Source organism: Nocardioides ganghwensis, assembly GCF_014779655.1.
GTDB lineage: Bacteria > Actinomycetota > Actinomycetes > Propionibacteriales > Nocardioidaceae > Nocardioides > Nocardioides ganghwensis.
This window is the reverse complement of the sequence record NZ_JACXYX010000015.1, coordinates 40,442-56,405: the sequence shown is the minus strand read 5'-3', so window position 1 is coordinate 56,405 and position 15,964 is coordinate 40,442. Positions and strand designations below refer to the sequence as shown.

Sequence of the window (15,964 nt, the reverse complement as noted above, 5' to 3'; positions counted from 1 at the left end):
CTCACCGTCAGGGTGAGAGGATGCGCGGGTGATCCAGCACTGCCCGACGCCGACCGAGCTCGACGACCTGGAGCTCCTGGTCTCCGGCGCCTACGCCCCGCTCACCCGCTTCAACGAGCCCGGCTCCCCCGTCACCCTGACCCTCCCCGACGGCGCCGCCGAGGCCGAGCTGGTCGATCCCGAGGGGCTGCCGCTGGCCCGGGTCGCCGCCGACGGCTCGCTCGAGCCGCTGACCCACGCCCAGTACGGCCCCTTCCGCCGGCTGCACCTCACGCCCGCGCAGGTGCGGGAGCAGCACGCCGGCGCCACGTTCGTGCCGGTCGTCGACGCGCTCACCGAGGCCGACCTCGCCGAGCTCCGCGGCCTCGGCCGTGTTGTCCTCCTCGCGCTGACCGGCACCGGGACCGCCGAGCTCTCCCCCGTCGCGCTCGTCCGCGCCACCCTCGCGGCCGCCGAGCTGCTCGACGACGCCTCCGTCGTGGCGGTGCCGCTCCCCTCCCACGGCGACGCCGAGGCCGACCACGCCCTGGGGGCGCAGGTCGTGGGGACGTACGCCGGGCCCGACCCGGTCCACGCCCTGGCCGACCGCTGGTTGAGCAGCGAGCGTGTCGAGACCGGGGCCACCCTCCCCGACGCCTTCCCCGCCGCCATCGCCGCCATCGTCGACGAGGACCGGCCCGCGCGGGAGGACCAGGGGCTCGTCCTGTTCTTCACCGGTCTCTCCGGCAGCGGCAAGTCCACCCTCGCCCGCGCCCTGATGGACCTCCTCCTCGAGCAGGGCGGCCGGTCGGTGACCAGCCTCGACGGCGACGTCGTACGCCGCCACCTGTCCGCCGGGCTCACCTTCTCCAAGGCCGACCGCGAGACCAACATCCGCCGCATCGGCTGGGTGGCCGCCGAGATCGCCCGCCACGGCGGGGTCGCCGTCTGCTCGCCGATCGCGCCGTTCGCCGAGACCCGCGAGCAGGTGCGGGAGATGGTCGAGGCCGCCGGCGGGGCGTTCTTCCTCGTCCACGTCGCCACGCCGCTGGAGGAGTGCGAGCGCCGGGACCGCAAGGGCCTGTACGCCAAGGCGCGCGCCGGCGAGATCCCCGAGTTCACCGGGATCTCGTCGCCCTACGAGGAGCCGGAGGACCCCGCCGTACGCGTGGACACGACGGGCCGCACCATCGAGGACGCGCTGGACGACGTCCTGGTCGCGCTCGACGAGGCGGGCTTCCTCCACCTGCCGACGCTGACCGGCACCCATGCCTGAGCCGCTCCGGGTGCTCTTCGTGTGCACCGCCAACATCTGTCGCTCGCCCGTCATGGAGCTCGTCGCGCGCGACCTGGCCGGTGACCCCGAGCGGTCGGGCGTCGAGTTCAGCAGCGCGGGCACGCACGCCCGTGACGGCCACGCGATCAACACGGACATGACGCCCACGCTGCCGCCGACCCTCGCTCCCGGGGGCGCCGACGCCTTCCGCAGCCGCTACCTCTCCGCAGCGGTCCTCGCCGACGCCGACCTGGTCCTCACCGCGGAGTCCACCCACCGCCAGCACATCCTCGACGACCACCCGCAGCTGCACCGCAAGGTCTTCACGCTCGGGCAGTTCGAGGCGACGATCGCGGAGCTCCCCGGCCTGAGCGGCCGCGAGCTGGTCGAGGCCGCCGGCCGGCGGCGTACGCCCGCCTCCCCCGCCCACGACGTGGCCGACCCCTACCGGCGCGGTACGGCGGCCGCCGAGACGGCAACCGGCACAATCACTGCCATGCTGAGCGTCGTCGTCCCCAGACTCGTCGGAGAGCGCTGATGCTCGAGTTCATCACCATCACCTTCTTCTCCATCCTCGCCGCCGGCTTCATCGTCGGCATCGTGGTCGGGCTGACCGGCATGGGCGGCGGCGCACTGATGACGCCGGCGCTGCTGTTCCTGGGGGTGGGCGAGGCCGCGACGGTCGTCACCGCCGACCTGACGGCGGCCGCGGTCTACAAGACCGGCGGCGCGATCGTGCACAAGCGCGAGGGCTCGCCCAACATGCAGCTCGCCAAGTGGCTGATGATCGGCTCCATCCCGATGGCCCTGCTCGGGCCGCACCTCGTGGCGTGGTTCACCGACGACATCGACGAGCTCAACCACGTGCTGATCATCTGCATCGGCTTCGCGCTGCTGCTGGCCGCGGCGACGTACGCCCTCCGCCTCTACGTCAACCTGCTGCGCGTGCGCTCCGGCTCCCACGTCGTCGACGACAACCCCACGATCCGGGTCGTGCCGACGCTCCTGGTGGGCATGCTCGGCGGCCTGCTCGTCGGCATCACCAGCGTCGGCTCCGGCTCGGTCATCATGATCGCGCTGCTCATGCTCTACCCCGGCCTCTCCGCGGTGAAGCTCGTCGGCACCGACCTCGTCCAGGCGGTCCCGCTGGTCCTGGCGGCCGCCGTCTCCAACATCGCCCTGCACGGCATCGACTGGGCGATCCTCGTCCCGCTGGTGCTCGGGTCGGTCCCGGGCACCATCCTCGGCTCGATGCTCGCCCCGCGCGTGCCGCAGTCCTTCATCCGCCGCGGCATCGTCGTCGTCCTGACCATGAGCGGCGTCGCCCTGCTCGACAAGTCCGGCTGGGCGCCGCTCGGCGAGGAGGAGACCCACCCGATGCTGATCGCCGGCATCGGCCTGGCCGTCCTGGTGGTCCTGCCCATCGTCTGGGGCTTCCTGCGCAAGCAGCAGGGCCTGCCCATGTTCGGCTCGCCCACGATCGCGCAGCTCGAGGACCCGTCCTACCGCCCCGGTCTGGTCGGGATGAAGAAGGTCGACGACGCCTGAGGGGCCCGCGCTGGCCCCTGTGGATGACCGGTCGCGCCGATCCGGCGACCGGACCAGACTCCCGGCCATGGATCCCGTCACCGCCCTGACCCGCCTCGGCGGCATCGGGTCGACGGCAGAGATCCTCTCCCTCACCACCCGCAAGCGCCTGCGCCGGGCCGTCGAGACCCGGCAGGTCGTACGCGTGTCCCGCGGCCGCTACGCGTTGCCGACGGCCGACGAGGCCCGGGCGGTGGCCCGCGAGGTCGGCGGCCACCTGCGCCTGCTCTCGGCCGCATCGCACTGGGGGTGGGAGACCAAGTGGCCGGCACGGTTCCCGCAGGTCGTCGCGCCGCGCAGGCCCGCCACACCCGTCCGTGCCGAGCTCGCGTACGCCGTCCTCCCGCCGTCCGACCGTGACGGGTGGGCGACCTCGCGGTTGCGTACGGTCCTCGACTGCGCTGCCGAGCTCCCGTTCGACGAGGCGCTGGCCGTGGCCGACTCCGCGCTCCGCCACGGCCACCTGCACCACGACGACCTCCTCGCCACGATCCGGTCCGACACCCCGGAGCGCGTCCGCCGCGTGCTCGAGCACGCCACTCCGCTCGCCGCCAACCCGTTCGAGTCGGTCCTCCGGGCGATCCTGGTCGAGGCCGGGATCGATGTCGTCCCGCAGTGGGCCACGACGGTCGGAGGCGTGACCTACCACCCCGACCTGGCCGACCCGTTCCGCGCGCTCGCCATCGAGGCCAACTCGTGGGCCTTCCACGCCGGCAAGGCGGAGCACGACGCCGACTGCGTGCGCTACAACGCCCTCGTCACCGCCGGCTGGACCGTCCTGCGCTTCACGTGGGAGCAGGTGATGTTCTCGCCGGACGTCGTCGTGCGGACCGTGCGAGCAGCGATGGCGCTGCCGGTCGCCGCCTGAGGGGCCCGAGCCAGACTCCAGCCGCGCCGCCACCGGCGTGTCGCGGGAGTCCGTACGGCGTGTCGGCGCGGCGACGTCGAGGAGCGGCCCTCACAGGCCTCGGTGGACCAGACCGCCCGGCAAATGCGGTGTGCGCCCGGCGACCCGCCGAGGATCATCGACGGCATGAGGCTCGGCCCACCCGTAGCGACCTTCCTCCTGCTGGCAGGTGCGCTGCTCGGCTGCGCGGAGGACGAGCGCCCCGAGGAGCCGACCAGCTCCGGCGAGGCCACCAGCGAGATTCCTGGCGAGAGCCCCAGCGAGACCCCCTCGCCCGACGACTCGCCCAGCCCGACGTACCTCGAAGCGGGCGACCTCCCCGCGACCCTGTCGCTGAAGGAGGTCGAGGCGCGTACGCTGCCGGCCCGCCCGTTCGCCGACTTCGCCGTGACGGCCGGCGACGGGGTCTGGCTGTCGGGCGTCGCTCCGGGTGCCGTGCGCTACGACGCGAGCGGCGCGATCACCGCACGGGCCAGGATCCCCGGCGAGGTCGTGCAGGCGCTCGCTGCGACGCCGGAGTCCGTGTGGGTGCCCAGCCTCAACCCGAGCGCGCTCTTCCGCCTCGACGCGACCACGGGCGCCGTGCTCGACCGGGTGCGACTGCCCGCCAGCCCGGTGGCCGAGGCGGTCGTGGGTGCCGCCGGCGGCCGGGCGTACGTGCTCGTCGAGCCGTCCGAGCCGCGGATCGTCGTGGTGGAGGGCGACGCGGTCGTGGAGGAGATCGAGGCACCGGAGGGGGCGGTGGCGGTGCGGGCCGGCTTCGGGTCGCTGTGGGTGCCGACCCACGAGGGCACGGTCGAGAGGTACGACCTCCGGAGGGGGTCGTGGACGAGCGTGCCCGTCGGGCCGCGGCCGCGGTTCCTCGACGTGGGCTTCGGTGCGGTGTGGGTGATGAACCAGGGCGACGGCTCCGTCTCCCACATCGACCCGCGCTCCGGCGAGGCCGAGCAGCTCGCGATGACCGGCCTGGCCATCGGCGGCGGGGACCTCACGGTCGGCGGCGGCGCCGTGTGGCTGCGTACGGACTCCGTCGTCGTCCGGATCGACCCGCGCACGCGGCGTGCCACCCACGTGATCGGGCCGCCTCCGGGCAGCGCGAGCGCGGCCGCGACCGACGACTTCCTGCTGATCTCCAACCACGACCACAACGCGGTCCACGTGGTGGGGCTGCCGCTCCCCCGCTGACGCGAGCCAGGGCTCACCCCAGCCCGAGCAGCTCCCGGCACCCGGCGGGCGTCATCGGCTCCCGCTGCGCGATCCGGCCGAGGTCGACCGCGCGCTCGACGAGCTGGGCGTTGGACTCGACCGGTACGCCGCGGCTGATGGTGAGGACGTCCTCCATCCCGACGCGCAGGTGACCGCCCATCGAGAGCGAGGCCATCGCGACGGAGAGGGTCGAGCGGCCGATGCCGGTGGCGGACCACGAGGTGACCTCGGGCGGCAGCGCGGTGACCCCGGCGACGAGCGCGGGTGCGGTGCCGGGCATGCCGCCGGGCACGCCCATCACGAAGTCGACGTGCACCTTCCCGCCGTCCGGGATGCCGTACTCGCGCAGCAGCCGGTCCAGCGCGTGCACCTGGCCGAGGTCGAACAGCTCGAACTCGGGGGCGACTCCGCGCGAGAGGGCGAGCTGGTAGAGGTCCTTCACGAAGGGCCACGGGTTGAGGAAGACGTCGTCCCCGAAGTTGGTGGTGCCCATCGTCAGCGAGCACGAGTCGGGCTCGGCGTCGAGCACCTTGAGCCGCTCCTCGAGGGGGTCGTGCACGGAGCCGCCCGTGGACAGCTGGACCACCAGGGACGACGACTCGCGCACGGCGGCGACCCACTCGCGCAGCAGCGCCTGGTCGAGCGTCGGCTGGTGCGAGGTGTCGCGCACGTGGATGTGGATCATGGCGGCGCCGGCCGCCTCGCACTCGGCGGCCGTGCGCGCGATCTCCTCCGGGGTGGTGGGGAGCTGCGGGCAGTCGGCCTTGGCGGTCTCGGCCCCGGTGGGGGCGACCGTGATCAGCAACGCGTCAGACATGGCGGCATCCTTGCACCATGCGTGCGGTCATCCAGCGGGTCCTCTCCGCCAGCGTCCGGGTCGACGGCGAGGTCGTCGGCGAGCTCGACCGCCCCGGCCTCCTGGTCTACCTCGGCGTCACCCACGACGACGGACCGGCCGAGGTCGCGTGGACGGCGCGCAAGGTGTGGGACCTGCGCCTGCTGCGCGAGGAGAGGAGCGCGAGCGACGTCGGCGCACCGGTGCTCGTGGTCAGCCAGTTCACCCTCTACGGCGACGCGCGCAAGGGCCGCCGCCCCACCTGGCAGGCGGCCGCGCCCGGACCGGTGAGCGAGCCGGCGTACGACGCGGTGTGCGCCGAGCTCGAACGCCTCGGCGCGCACGTGGAGCGGGGCCGCTTCGGTGCGGACATGCGGGTGGAGAGCGTCAACGACGGCCCGATCACCCTCGTCCTCGACTCCCCCTGAGCCCCGCTGGTTGAGCAGCGAGCCCCCGCTGGTTGAGCAGCGAGCGCAGCGAGCCCCCGCTGGTTGAGCAGCGAGCGCAGCGAGCGTGTCGAAACCAAGGCATCCCGATGACCTCGGTCTCGACTCGGGCTCGTTCCTCACCCGGCTCAACCAGCGGTCGACGACGCGGGTGGAAGACGCGCGCTGCGGGTCATGACCTTGGACTCTGGCGGTCGGCCGCGCCCGGGGATAGATGTGGGGTGGAGAAGGAGGTCGTCATGAACGAGACCACGACTCGTCGGCGAGGCCACCTGCACGTGCCCCACCAACGCGCGCCACTCGAGGCCCAGGTGAGGGACTGGGTCACCGAAGGGATCATCAGCGAGGAGCAGGCAGCCCGGATCCGGGACCGCGCCCGGGTGCCGGTGCCCGAGACGCGTGAGCAGGAGACGCAGCGGGTGACCGGCTTCGGCGGTGCGGAGCTGCGCTCGTACGCCGTGGAGGCCCTCGGCTACCTGGGCGGACTGCTCGTCGTCATCGCAGCGACGCTGCTCGCCAACCTGTACTGGAGCGACCTGGGGGTCGGGGCCCGGCTCGGCGTCCTGGCCGGGGCCGCCGTCGGCCTCGTGGCCGCGGGGAGCCTGACGCCCGCTGGCCGGGGCGACGCCTGGAGCCGACTGCGGTCGGTGCTCTGGGCGGCCGCCACCGTCGCCGCCGCCGGATTCACCGCCGTCCTGGCCGACGAGGTGCTCGACCTGCGCGGGACCGACATGGGGCTCACCGTCAGCGGCACCGCCACAGCCGTCGCCGCGCTGCTGTGGCTGGCCCACCGCGTCCCCCTGCAGCAGATCGTGCTCATGGTCGGCGCCATGCTCACCGCGGGCGCTGCGATGGACCAGTTCCTCGACGGTGACTGGGCGATCGGCATCGGCATCTGGGCCGTCGCGCTCGCCTGGCTGGCTCTCGGCTGGACCGAGGTGTTGCGGCCTCCGGCCATGGCGATGTCCTTCGGCGCGCTCGGCATGGTCTTCGGGGCCTCGGCGACCATGTCGGGTGACGCCGGCATCGTGCTCGGGCTCGTGACAGTCGTCGGCGTGGTGCTCGTGGCCGTGATCGCTCGTGAGCTGCCGATGCTCGCCGCCGGCGCCCTGGGCACGCTGATGATCGTGCCCCGGGCGGTCAACGAGTGGTTCCCCGGCGACCTGGCTGCGCCGTTCGTCCTGTTGGCACTCGGCGCCGGGCTCGTCGCGCTCGCGGTGTGGATCGCACGCAGCCGGACGTGAGACGCCAGGGGGTCAGCGCGGACCGGTCTCCCACACGCGCGCCCAGTCGACCTCCATGGTCTCGGGCAGCTCGCCGTTGAAGCGCGGCAGCTCGTAGTCCGACGACAGCAGCGACAGGATCAGGAACTCCGGCTGCCCGGAGGTCGGGCCCTCGAGGCGCTGGGTGACCTGGCCGTCGATGCGGAAGACGTACTCGTCGGGCGTCCACTCGACGGAGAACACGTGGTACTTCTCCGACCAGTCGTCGCCGTACTGCTCGGCGTCGGGCAGCCAGCCGCCGACCGTCTGCTTCTTGCCGTTCTTGTCGAGGAAGTAGGTGAAGCTCGTCAGGCCGCCCTCTGGGTGGTCGTCGCCGAAGTACTCGATGACGTCGATCTCGGCGCCGCCCTTCTCGGGGCCGCCGACCTTCTGGCCCCCGACGGACTGCAGCCAGAAGGCCGCGTGCTGCCCGCGCGCGGCCTGCGTACGGATGCGGGCGGCCGCGAAGCCGTAGGTGAAGGAGTGGCTGAACTCGGTGCCGACGTGGCCGTTGAGGCGGAAGGGGAACTTCTTGCGGCGACCGGGCAGCTGGCACTCGTCGCCCTCGCGGTCGGGGTCCACCATGACGCTCAGCCGGAGCACGCCGTCGGTGACCTCCGCGGCGTCCGCGCTGGCGCGCGAGCAGGTGCGTACGCCGATGTAGCCCTGGTCGCGGGTCAGCCAGGTGGCGCCCTCCTCGTCGACCGAGTCCTCGTCGAAGTCGTCGGTGAAGGTCGCCGCGGGCGCGTCGTCCGTCGACACCTCGGCGCCGATCGCGTCGTCGCCGTCCCCGACCACCACGTGGAGGTCGCCGGACTCGCGGCTCGTGAGCGAGACCCGGCCGTCGTCGTCGGTCTCCTGCTCGTCGACGTCGTCCCAGCCGTCGTCCGTACGCGCGACCAGGGTGACGGCCGTGCCCTCCTCGACACCGTCGACCGTCGCGTCGACGACCCAGGCGGCGTCGTCGGCGGCCTCGGGGTCCTCGCCGTTGGCGGCGAGCTGGGGCAGGACGGCGGCGTCGACCGCGTCGCTCTGCTCGTACGCCGGGGGGTTGGCGTCGCCGCCGTCCGCGGCGGAGCAGCCCGCAGTGACGAGGGCAGCGGCGAGCACGCCCGCGAGCAGGTGGTGACGGGGTGCGAGTCGGGGGGTACGGCTCATTCTGACGAGTCTGACCGACCACGCCCAGCAGTGCGAATTCACCGAGGCGTGCGTCGTCGCTACGATGAACGCTGCTGTCCCTAGAGAGGTCCTCGCCACGCCATGACCAACACCCACGTCGACTACCAGCTGAGTCAGCTGGACCAGCTCGAGGCCGAGTCGATCCACATCTTCCGTGAGGTCGCCGCCGAGTTCGAGAAGCCGGTCCTCATGTTCTCCGGCGGCAAGGACTCGATCGTCATGCTCCGCCTCGCGGAGAAGGCGTTCTTCCCTGCCAAGCTGCCGTTCCCGCTGCTGCAGGTCGACACCGGCCTCGACTTCGACGAGGTGCTGTCCACGCGCGACTCGTGGGTCGAGCGCCTGGGCGCCCGCCTGGTCGTCGCCTCGGTCGAGGACGCGATCAAGGCCGGCCACGTCGTCGACGACGGCAAGACCAGCCGCAACCGCCAGCAGATCGGCGCCCTGCTCGCCGCGATCGAGGAGAACGGCTTCACCGCCGCCTTCGGTGGCGGTCGCCGCGACGAGGAGAAGGCCCGCGCCAAGGAGCGCGTCTACTCCCACCGCGACGACTTCGGCCAGTGGGACCCCAAGATGCAGCGCCCCGAGCTGTGGAGCCTCTACAACGGGCGCATCCACTCCGGCGAGCACATGCGGATCTTCCCGCTGTCCAACTGGACCGAGCTCGACATCTGGCACTACATCCACCGCGAGCAGATCGAGATCCCCTCCATCTACTTCGCCCACGAGCGCGAGGTCGTCGAGCGCGACGGCATGCTGCTCTCGATCGGCCCGGAGATCCAGCCCAAGGGCAACGAGCAGGTCGAGAAGAAGATGGTGCGCTTCCGCACCGTGGGTGACCGCACCCAGACCGGCTGCGTGGAGTCCGAGGCCACCGACACCGCAGCCATCATCGACGAGATCGCCATCGCCCGAGTGACGGAGCGGGGCGCCACCCGCGGCGACGACCGCTTCTCCGAGGCGGCCATGGAAGACCGCAAGAAGGAAGGCTACTTCTGATGGCCAGCAACGACCCGCACACCGCCGCCCAGGGCGAGATGGACCTGCTCCGCTTCGCGACCGCCGGCTCCGTCGACGACGGCAAGTCCACCCTCATCGGACGCCTGCTGCTCGACTCGAAGTCGATCTTCGAGGACCAGCTCGAGGCGGTGGAGTCGACCTCGCAGTCCAAGGGCTACGACTACACCGACCTGGCGCTGCTGACCGACGGCCTGCGCTCCGAGCGCGAGCAGGGCATCACCATCGACGTGGCCTACCGCTACTTCGCGACGCCCAACCGCAAGTTCATCATCGCCGACACCCCGGGCCACATCCAGTACACCCGCAACATGGTGACCGGTGCCTCGACCGCCGACCTCGGCCTGGTGCTCGTCGACGCCCGCCAGGGCCTGACCGAGCAGTCGCGCCGCCACGCGGTGCTGCTCTCGCTGCTGCGGGTCCCGCACCTGGTGCTCGCGATCAACAAGATGGACCTCGTCGACTGGTCGGAGGAGGTCTACGAGAAGATCCACCGCGAGTTCACGACCTTCGCGACGAAGCTCAACATCCCCGACCTCGAGGTCATCCCGATCTCCGCGCTGCAGGGCGACAACGTCGTCAACCGCTCGGAGAACACCCCGTGGTACTCCGGTCCGACGCTCATGCACCACCTCGAGCACGTCCACGTCGCCTCCGACCGCGACCTCGTGGACACCCGCTTCCCGGTGCAGTACGTCATCCGCCCGAAGTCCGACCAGTACCACGACTTCCGCGGGTACGCCGGTCAGGTGGCCGGCGGCGTGCTGAAGAAGGGCGACGAGGTCGTCGTGCTGCCCAGCGGCATGACCTCGACCATCTCGCGGGTCGAGCTCTTCGACCAGGAGATCGCCGAGGCGTTCCCGCCCATGTCGGTGACGGTCCACCTCGAGGACGACGTCGACGTCTCGCGCGGTGACATGATCGCCCGGCCCAAGAACGCGCCCAAGCCCAGCCAGGACATCGACGCGATGATCTGCTGGATGACCAACGAGCCGCTCAAGCCGCGCCAGAAGCTCGCCATCAAGCACACGACCCGCACCGGGCGCGCGATGGTCAAGGACATCCAGTACCGCCTCGACGTCAACTCGCTGCACCGCGACCAAGAGGCCGGCGAGCTCGGGCTCAACGAGATCGGCCGCGTCCAGCTGCGCACCACGGTGCCGCTGCTGTGCGACCCGTACGCGAAGAACCGCACCACGGGCTCGTTCATCCTGATCGACGAGGCGACCGGCGTCACCGTCGGCGCGGGCATGATCAACAGCGGCAGCTGATCCACCAGCTCGCCGTCCCGACGACCGCGGCGGCCTTCGCTTTGCGCGAAGGCCGCTGCGACCATTTCATGACCTTGCTGCGAGATCAATCGACACATTCTTCTGTGCAGCCCGCGGCTTGACTCAACTGGGGCCCCGACTCGTCGCAACGTGCCGAAGTCAAAGAGTGATCACAGCTCGGTATGGCCCGTTCGATGTTCCACCAAGGACAGAATCTGCCTAGCGCGCGCCTCCCAGGACCAAAGTTCGGCGTCGTAGGTCCTATTGCCCGCAATCAGCGCCTGGCGAAGTGCGAGCGCAAGTGATTCCACACTGCCCACCTCGTACTGGAAGACTTCCGCCCCGAGGGGAGAGTTCGAGACTCCGTCGACGTCAGAGCCGACGATGGCGAGACCCGCAGCAGCGTATTCGTACAGCTTTAGGGGAGATCTGCCCATGGCCGCCCTTCCCATGGGGATGACGCCCACGACAGCCGAGTGCACGTACTGCTGCGAGGCGCTCGATGGGAGCCATCCGGTGAATCGGACGATATCGGCCAAACCGTGGTCGCCCGCGAAGCGTCGCAGCTCAAGCGCTTGATTCCCGTCGCCGACGACATCTAGGGTCGCAGCGATGTTGTGAACTGAGCGGAGCCGCTCCACCGCCATGAGTAGGGTCGTGAGGTCGTACCAAGGGGTCAGCGCCCCGCTGTAGACGATCTTCAGGGGCTGGCGAGACACCTTCACGTTGGCAACCTTGGAGCCATTCGGGACTGCGTGACACGTTGCGTTGGGCTGTCGCGTGAGCACGTAGTCAACAAGCCCAGGGCTCACAGCAATCGTCACGTCCGCGCACTTGATCTGCCAACGGAAGAGACGGTCGACGAGTCGGGCAAGAGCTGGCGAACCGAAATTGGCAGCGACTTCTTCTCGCACCGGACCGTTCACTTCCAGTACGACCACTTTGGCGATCCGCCTCGCGAGGAGAGTCCCTACCCCGAAAAGCGAGTGTCGCGACATCCACACGTCAACGCGGGTCCCCGAGATGAGCCACCACACGATCAGGGCGATTCGCGAAACCTCATAGGTCACGTGTCGGATCGCACGGTTGCCTGGGGACCGCAAGCGAGTCTGTCGAGAAGCGCCACGAGGTACGTCGACGGCTGTGCGCGAGGGAAGCACGAGGTGAGTGTCCACTCCGAGATCCGCGAGTGCTCCCGCGACCCCTTCGAAATGTCGTGGCCCGCCCCCCACTCCAGGAAACAGAGGTGCCTCATATACCAGTTTCACTTTCAAGCCTCCGTCATCTCACGCCACACGCACAACACGCGACCTTCTGTTTTTCTCACGCAACTCGATCAGCACGAGGATCACCACGGCCGTGCCCCACATCAGATACACGCGCGCACCGAGAAACGGACCAGCAAAAAGGAACGATGTCGCCAACACGCCTATGAGGGCCGCCTGTTGGTACATGCGACGCCGCGGCATTGACTTCCACACGCGTGCACTCATCTCCGTCCTCACAACTAGAAGGGTTCCGTACGCGGCCATCGTTGAGAGCAGCGCGCCTCTAGCCCCGAGGGCGGCAGCAAGCGGCACGATGGCGGTCACCCCGACAGCCGCAGCCGCTGCAGATGCAAAGGCCAACAAAGAGGTTCGCTTGCGGATATGAATGCCAACCGCAGTCACCTCTGACACGGCATACCAGATGGAAGGGGCCATCGCGGCGGGGATCATGTACTCGACACCCGCGTACTGGCTTGGCAGCAACCAGTGAACAACCCATGAGCAGCACCCGAGTATCAGGAAGATCCACAAAGCGCTTGCTGAAACCAGCCTTTGCGCTTTAGGCAACTGCTCACGGGCCTCGTCGTCGTTCCATCGAAAGACGATGGGAGCCCAGACGCTCGCCAGAACTACCTGCAAAAGTGACGCGGGCAAGGCGAAGCTCAGCGCGAGTGCGTAGAGCGCAACCTCTTGGATTGAGGCTAGCGCGCGAAGACCGACCACCCCTGTCGATGCCGCTAGCCAAAAGGCAAGAGCGGATGCGGTAAGCGGGACACCGTATCGAAGCATCGGCCGTAGTTCGACTTCTCCCATCGGCTCGGCATGGAGCACGGGGAACCGCGAGAACAGACGCGTCGACCAGACGACGAGGGCAGCGGCAAGTCCGGCGGCGTATACCCAGATGATGAACTCGAACTCCGCAACGGCCCCGACGGCGGAAGCAAGGAGGACGGCGCATATGAGAATGACCTTGGGTACGACCTGATTGACCAGAAGCGCACCAGGGGATTCCGCCATCCGAATTTGAACTGCCGCGAATCGATAGATGACATTCAGCACAGTCGCTGCCGCCAGACCGACGCCTACCGATGCAGCCCGCAAGTCGAACGCTTGTTCGGCGAACCAGCCGGGAGCGACGAGGATTGCCCCGGCAAGAACCCCGGACACCGCGGTCGGTAACAGCATGGCTGCAACAAGCAGGCGCCCTCGGACGCGAGCGTTGTGATAGAAGCGGACGTAGGCCTGATCCAAACCCAGGCACGAGATGACAACGCCAAGCCCGACGTAGACCATGAGCAGGTTGAACCGGCCGACGTCCTCCGCCGTAACGGTCCAGGCGAGAACCGGCGTAGTCAAAGCGCCAACGGCTGCCGAGGCCGCTGCGGCCATTCCCATGCGTCCCGCGGGTAGCGATGCTCGCGCAACGACCTGAGTCAATATTCGTCGAACTGGCACGGCGAGCGCTAGGCCATCTCTCGCAGGACATTGGCGAGGCGAGCGAACCGACTCTCGGGGTCGAACTCTTGTTTGGCCCAGTTGCTCGCGTCCACGTTCGGGAGGAGATCCCCTTTGCTGTGTGCGTGATGAAGATCGTCTAGCGCCGCAAGCACCGAAGGAAGTTCCCGGTCGACGAGTTTCGAGTATGGAAGCGATTCAGTATAGATAAGCGGTCTGCCATACAGCAGAGCTTCAGCCGCCGTCGCGCCGACCGAATCATGTTCAGGTAGGCGAAGCACACAACTCGAACGCGCGTAGAGGGAGGATGGGTCGCTCACCCAGCCGACGAACCGGACGTTCGCGGGTGCGTCGCCTGCCCACGTCCCGTCGCCACCCATCACTACGAAGTCGACATCAGGACGCGCGCGGGCGAGCTGGAGGATGACGTCACCGCCGTAGAACCCGCTCCGGAAGTCCGGGATGTACGTGAGCGCGGTGAAACGAGACGGCATCTCGGGCAAACTGCCGACCGGCATTGACACGAAGGACGGGAAGTCCACCAGTCTGGCGTCCACGCCGACCGCCGCGAGCTCGGACCGGAGACGCGACGACCCCGCCAAGTGCCAATGCGTGCGGCTCATCGCGCGGGTTCGCAGCGGAGCGGCACCGCCTTCAACCTCTGCAACGAGCCTCTGGACATCGGTCCCGATCCAGTACATGACGCGCAGGCTTCCCTTGGACAGGATCCCGAGCAACGCATCGAACAGGCGCCCACGGGCGGTCCTCGAACCGGGGCGGAACCCCACTCTGACGACGACATCGGAAGTCATCACCAAACGCAGAGAGGTCGGCCGCAGGAGGTTCCAAGGAGGCTCGGCGGACACGACGTGTGCGTCCAGCCCTTGGGCGCCCGTACCCTTCGCCAACTGCTGTGCCCAGCGTGCTTGGCCGACGAACGCCAGTCGTGCATGGTCACGCTTTGGGCGGCGGCTCATGCGGCAGCAACCTTGTCGTGCGACACCTCAGCGACTTCTGATCGGACAGTCTCGTCGCCGTATGCCCGCAGCCGTAGAGCGTCAATCACGAGTGCGCACCAGACCAATCCCATTGCGGCCATGTTCTCGAAGGCCGTCGCTGTTAACGACATAGTGGCTACGGCCACCGAGAGTGCGACGAACGGTCGGCGGCGGCGTTTCGGGAGCACGATAAGAGGAGAGATGAGGAGGAGCAGGTAAGCCAGCAAGAGCGGCAACGAACCCTGCAAGAACAATGCTAGATACTGACTGTCGATCGACTGGCCAAGCGTCACCTGCGGCGGGCCCCACGTTCCGAGCCAATGATCCGCTGACATCGTCCTCGCCAAGTCCCATGCCTCGAACCTCCCGGCCAAGTTCTCGTCCACACCTCGACCAGTCAGTACGAGCCAACCGCTGCGCATCCTCTCTAGTGTGCTCTCAGAGAAGAACGACTGCAGCATTCCGAACCAGTTGAGCACGGCCAAAGGCACCGCGGCTGCCGCAACTAGTGCGACCATTTTGAGGATGGCGTCCAACCCCCGGCCGGTGAGGGCCACCACGATGAGAGATACAACAAGGGCCGCCATGGCGGTGCGGGACTCGCTCGCGTAGACCCCTGTCAAAGCCAGGGCGATCGAGATCGCACGCGTGCGCCCTCTCAGGTAGAAGACACTGAATACGACCGCGAGCACCGACCACAACCCGTAACTGTTGGGGTTGATCAGCACGCCGGTGCTTCGCTGACTGACGATGTATGACTCTGCATATGCTGCTTGGCTGCTCAGGTCCCACGCCGCCATCCACCCCGAAAGCGCATCCGGGAGCAGTGACAGCCGGCCCATTAGCTGAGCCGCCCCGTAGGCGCCGTGGATCCAAATAGCCACAGTCACACCTCTGGTCCACGTCCGAGGATCTCCGGCTACCCGTCCAACCATGAAGATTGACCAGGGAACCGCAACCAGTGCGATCGAGTAGAGGCTTCGGACGTTGTGTGTGCCGTGAGCGACGCCCAAAACGGGAAGTAGCAGCAGCAAAAGAAACAATGGCCCTGCTGATCGCCAGTACATCCGAGCTGGGACGATCTTGCCTCGACCGGTGGGCGTGCAACACCAAATGGCCACTCCCAAGAGGATCAGCGCCGGGTCGAGGATCGCGAGCGTTCCCCGGCCGCCGGTGGACAGCGTCGCCGTGACCCGCGCGCCCAAGACAAGCCACCCCACGAGCAGGGCGACTGCCAGAGTCTGCAGGAGCCTCGACGGTGCTTGATTGGGTGCTGACACT

15 protein-coding genes are annotated in these 15,964 nt (G+C 69.0%); 9 read left to right on the top strand and 6 right to left on the bottom strand.

Going from position 1 to position 15,964, the window contains the following annotated elements; genetic code table 11:
- Positions 1 to 28: 28 nt before the first annotated feature.
- The 5 genes from cysC (at position 29) to IEZ24_RS16360 (ending at position 4,934) form a co-directional block, all read left to right on the top strand.
- Positions 29 to 1,255: an adenylyl-sulfate kinase gene (gene cysC, locus IEZ24_RS22425; RefSeq protein ID WP_207206851.1), complete on the top strand. Its 1,227-nt coding sequence runs from the start codon at positions 29 to 31 to the stop codon at positions 1,253 to 1,255.
- The gene (locus IEZ24_RS16375; RefSeq protein ID WP_129455700.1) at positions 1,248 to 1,793 is read left to right on the top strand and encodes an arsenate reductase/protein-tyrosine-phosphatase family protein; all 546 of its coding nucleotides are present in this window, start codon (positions 1,248 to 1,250) and stop codon (positions 1,791 to 1,793) included. The genes cysC and IEZ24_RS16375 overlap by 8 nt, the downstream gene beginning before the upstream one ends.
- On the top strand, positions 1,793 to 2,803 hold the full coding sequence (locus IEZ24_RS16370) for a sulfite exporter TauE/SafE family protein (protein ID WP_129455699.1): 1,011 nt from the start codon (positions 1,793 to 1,795) through the stop codon (positions 2,801 to 2,803). The genes IEZ24_RS16375 and IEZ24_RS16370 overlap by 1 nt, the downstream gene beginning before the upstream one ends.
- A 67-nt stretch (positions 2,804 to 2,870) precedes the next feature.
- Positions 2,871 to 3,710, top strand: a complete 840-nt coding sequence (locus IEZ24_RS16365; protein WP_129455698.1) for a DUF559 domain-containing protein — start codon at positions 2,871 to 2,873, stop codon at positions 3,708 to 3,710.
- A gap of 165 nt (positions 3,711 to 3,875) precedes the next feature.
- Positions 3,876 to 4,934 carry an NHL repeat-containing protein gene (locus IEZ24_RS16360; protein ID WP_129455697.1) on the top strand — a complete coding sequence of 353 codons (1,059 nt, stop codon included), beginning with the start codon at positions 3,876 to 3,878 and terminating at the stop codon, positions 4,932 to 4,934.
- 13 nt (positions 4,935 to 4,947) lie between these two features.
- On the opposite strand, the gene IEZ24_RS16355 is transcribed toward IEZ24_RS16360, so the two are convergent.
- Positions 4,948 to 5,772: a BKACE family enzyme gene (locus tag IEZ24_RS16355; RefSeq protein WP_129455696.1), complete on the bottom strand. Its 825-nt coding sequence runs from the start codon at positions 5,770 to 5,772 to the stop codon at positions 4,948 to 4,950.
- A 17-nt stretch (positions 5,773 to 5,789) separates the two neighbouring features.
- Between IEZ24_RS16355 and dtd the strand changes: the two genes are divergently transcribed.
- On the top strand, positions 5,790 to 6,218 hold the full coding sequence (dtd, locus tag IEZ24_RS16350) for a D-aminoacyl-tRNA deacylase (protein WP_129455695.1): 429 nt from the start codon (positions 5,790 to 5,792) through the stop codon (positions 6,216 to 6,218).
- Between the two features lie 257 nt (positions 6,219 to 6,475).
- Complete coding sequence (locus IEZ24_RS16345) at positions 6,476 to 7,480, top strand: DUF2157 domain-containing protein (protein ID WP_165356109.1); 1,005 nt, start codon at positions 6,476 to 6,478, stop codon at positions 7,478 to 7,480.
- A 12-nt stretch (positions 7,481 to 7,492) separates the two neighbouring features.
- On the opposite strand, the gene IEZ24_RS16340 is transcribed toward IEZ24_RS16345, so the two are convergent.
- Complete coding sequence (locus tag IEZ24_RS16340) at positions 7,493 to 8,656, bottom strand: glycoside hydrolase family 16 protein (protein WP_129455693.1); 1,164 nt, start codon at positions 8,654 to 8,656, stop codon at positions 7,493 to 7,495.
- Positions 8,657 to 8,758: 102 nt separating this feature from the next.
- On the opposite strand from IEZ24_RS16340, the gene cysD reads away from it, so the two are divergent.
- Positions 8,759 to 9,673 (top strand): sulfate adenylyltransferase subunit CysD, encoded by a 915-nt coding sequence (cysD, locus tag IEZ24_RS16335; RefSeq protein ID WP_129455692.1) that lies wholly within the window; start codon positions 8,759 to 8,761, stop codon positions 9,671 to 9,673.
- Positions 9,673 to 10,962 (top strand): sulfate adenylyltransferase subunit CysN, encoded by a 1,290-nt coding sequence (gene cysN / locus IEZ24_RS16330; RefSeq protein ID WP_129455691.1) that lies wholly within the window; start codon positions 9,673 to 9,675, stop codon positions 10,960 to 10,962. The genes cysD and cysN overlap by 1 nt, the downstream gene beginning before the upstream one ends.
- A 170-nt stretch (positions 10,963 to 11,132) precedes the next feature.
- Here cysN and IEZ24_RS16325 read toward each other — a convergent pair whose 3' ends face one another.
- The 4 genes from IEZ24_RS16325 to IEZ24_RS22420 all read right to left on the bottom strand — a co-directional run bounded on the left by IEZ24_RS16325 (position 11,133) and on the right by IEZ24_RS22420 (position 15,963).
- The gene (locus IEZ24_RS16325) at positions 11,133 to 12,194 is read right to left on the bottom strand and encodes a glycosyltransferase (protein WP_275938087.1); all 1,062 of its coding nucleotides are present in this window, start codon (positions 12,192 to 12,194) and stop codon (positions 11,133 to 11,135) included.
- 54 nt (positions 12,195 to 12,248) lie between these two features.
- Positions 12,249 to 13,619: a lipopolysaccharide biosynthesis protein gene (locus IEZ24_RS16320; RefSeq protein WP_165356108.1), complete on the bottom strand. Its 1,371-nt coding sequence runs from the start codon at positions 13,617 to 13,619 to the stop codon at positions 12,249 to 12,251.
- A gap of 74 nt (positions 13,620 to 13,693) precedes the next feature.
- Positions 13,694 to 14,497, bottom strand: coding sequence for a glycosyltransferase (locus tag IEZ24_RS16315; protein ID WP_129455688.1), 804 nt, complete (start codon positions 14,495 to 14,497; stop codon positions 13,694 to 13,696).
- Between the two features lie 161 nt (positions 14,498 to 14,658).
- On the bottom strand, positions 14,659 to 15,963 hold the full coding sequence (locus IEZ24_RS22420) for an O-antigen ligase family protein (protein ID WP_165356107.1): 1,305 nt from the start codon (positions 15,961 to 15,963) through the stop codon (positions 14,659 to 14,661).
- Between the last annotated feature and the right edge of the window lies 1 nt (position 15,964).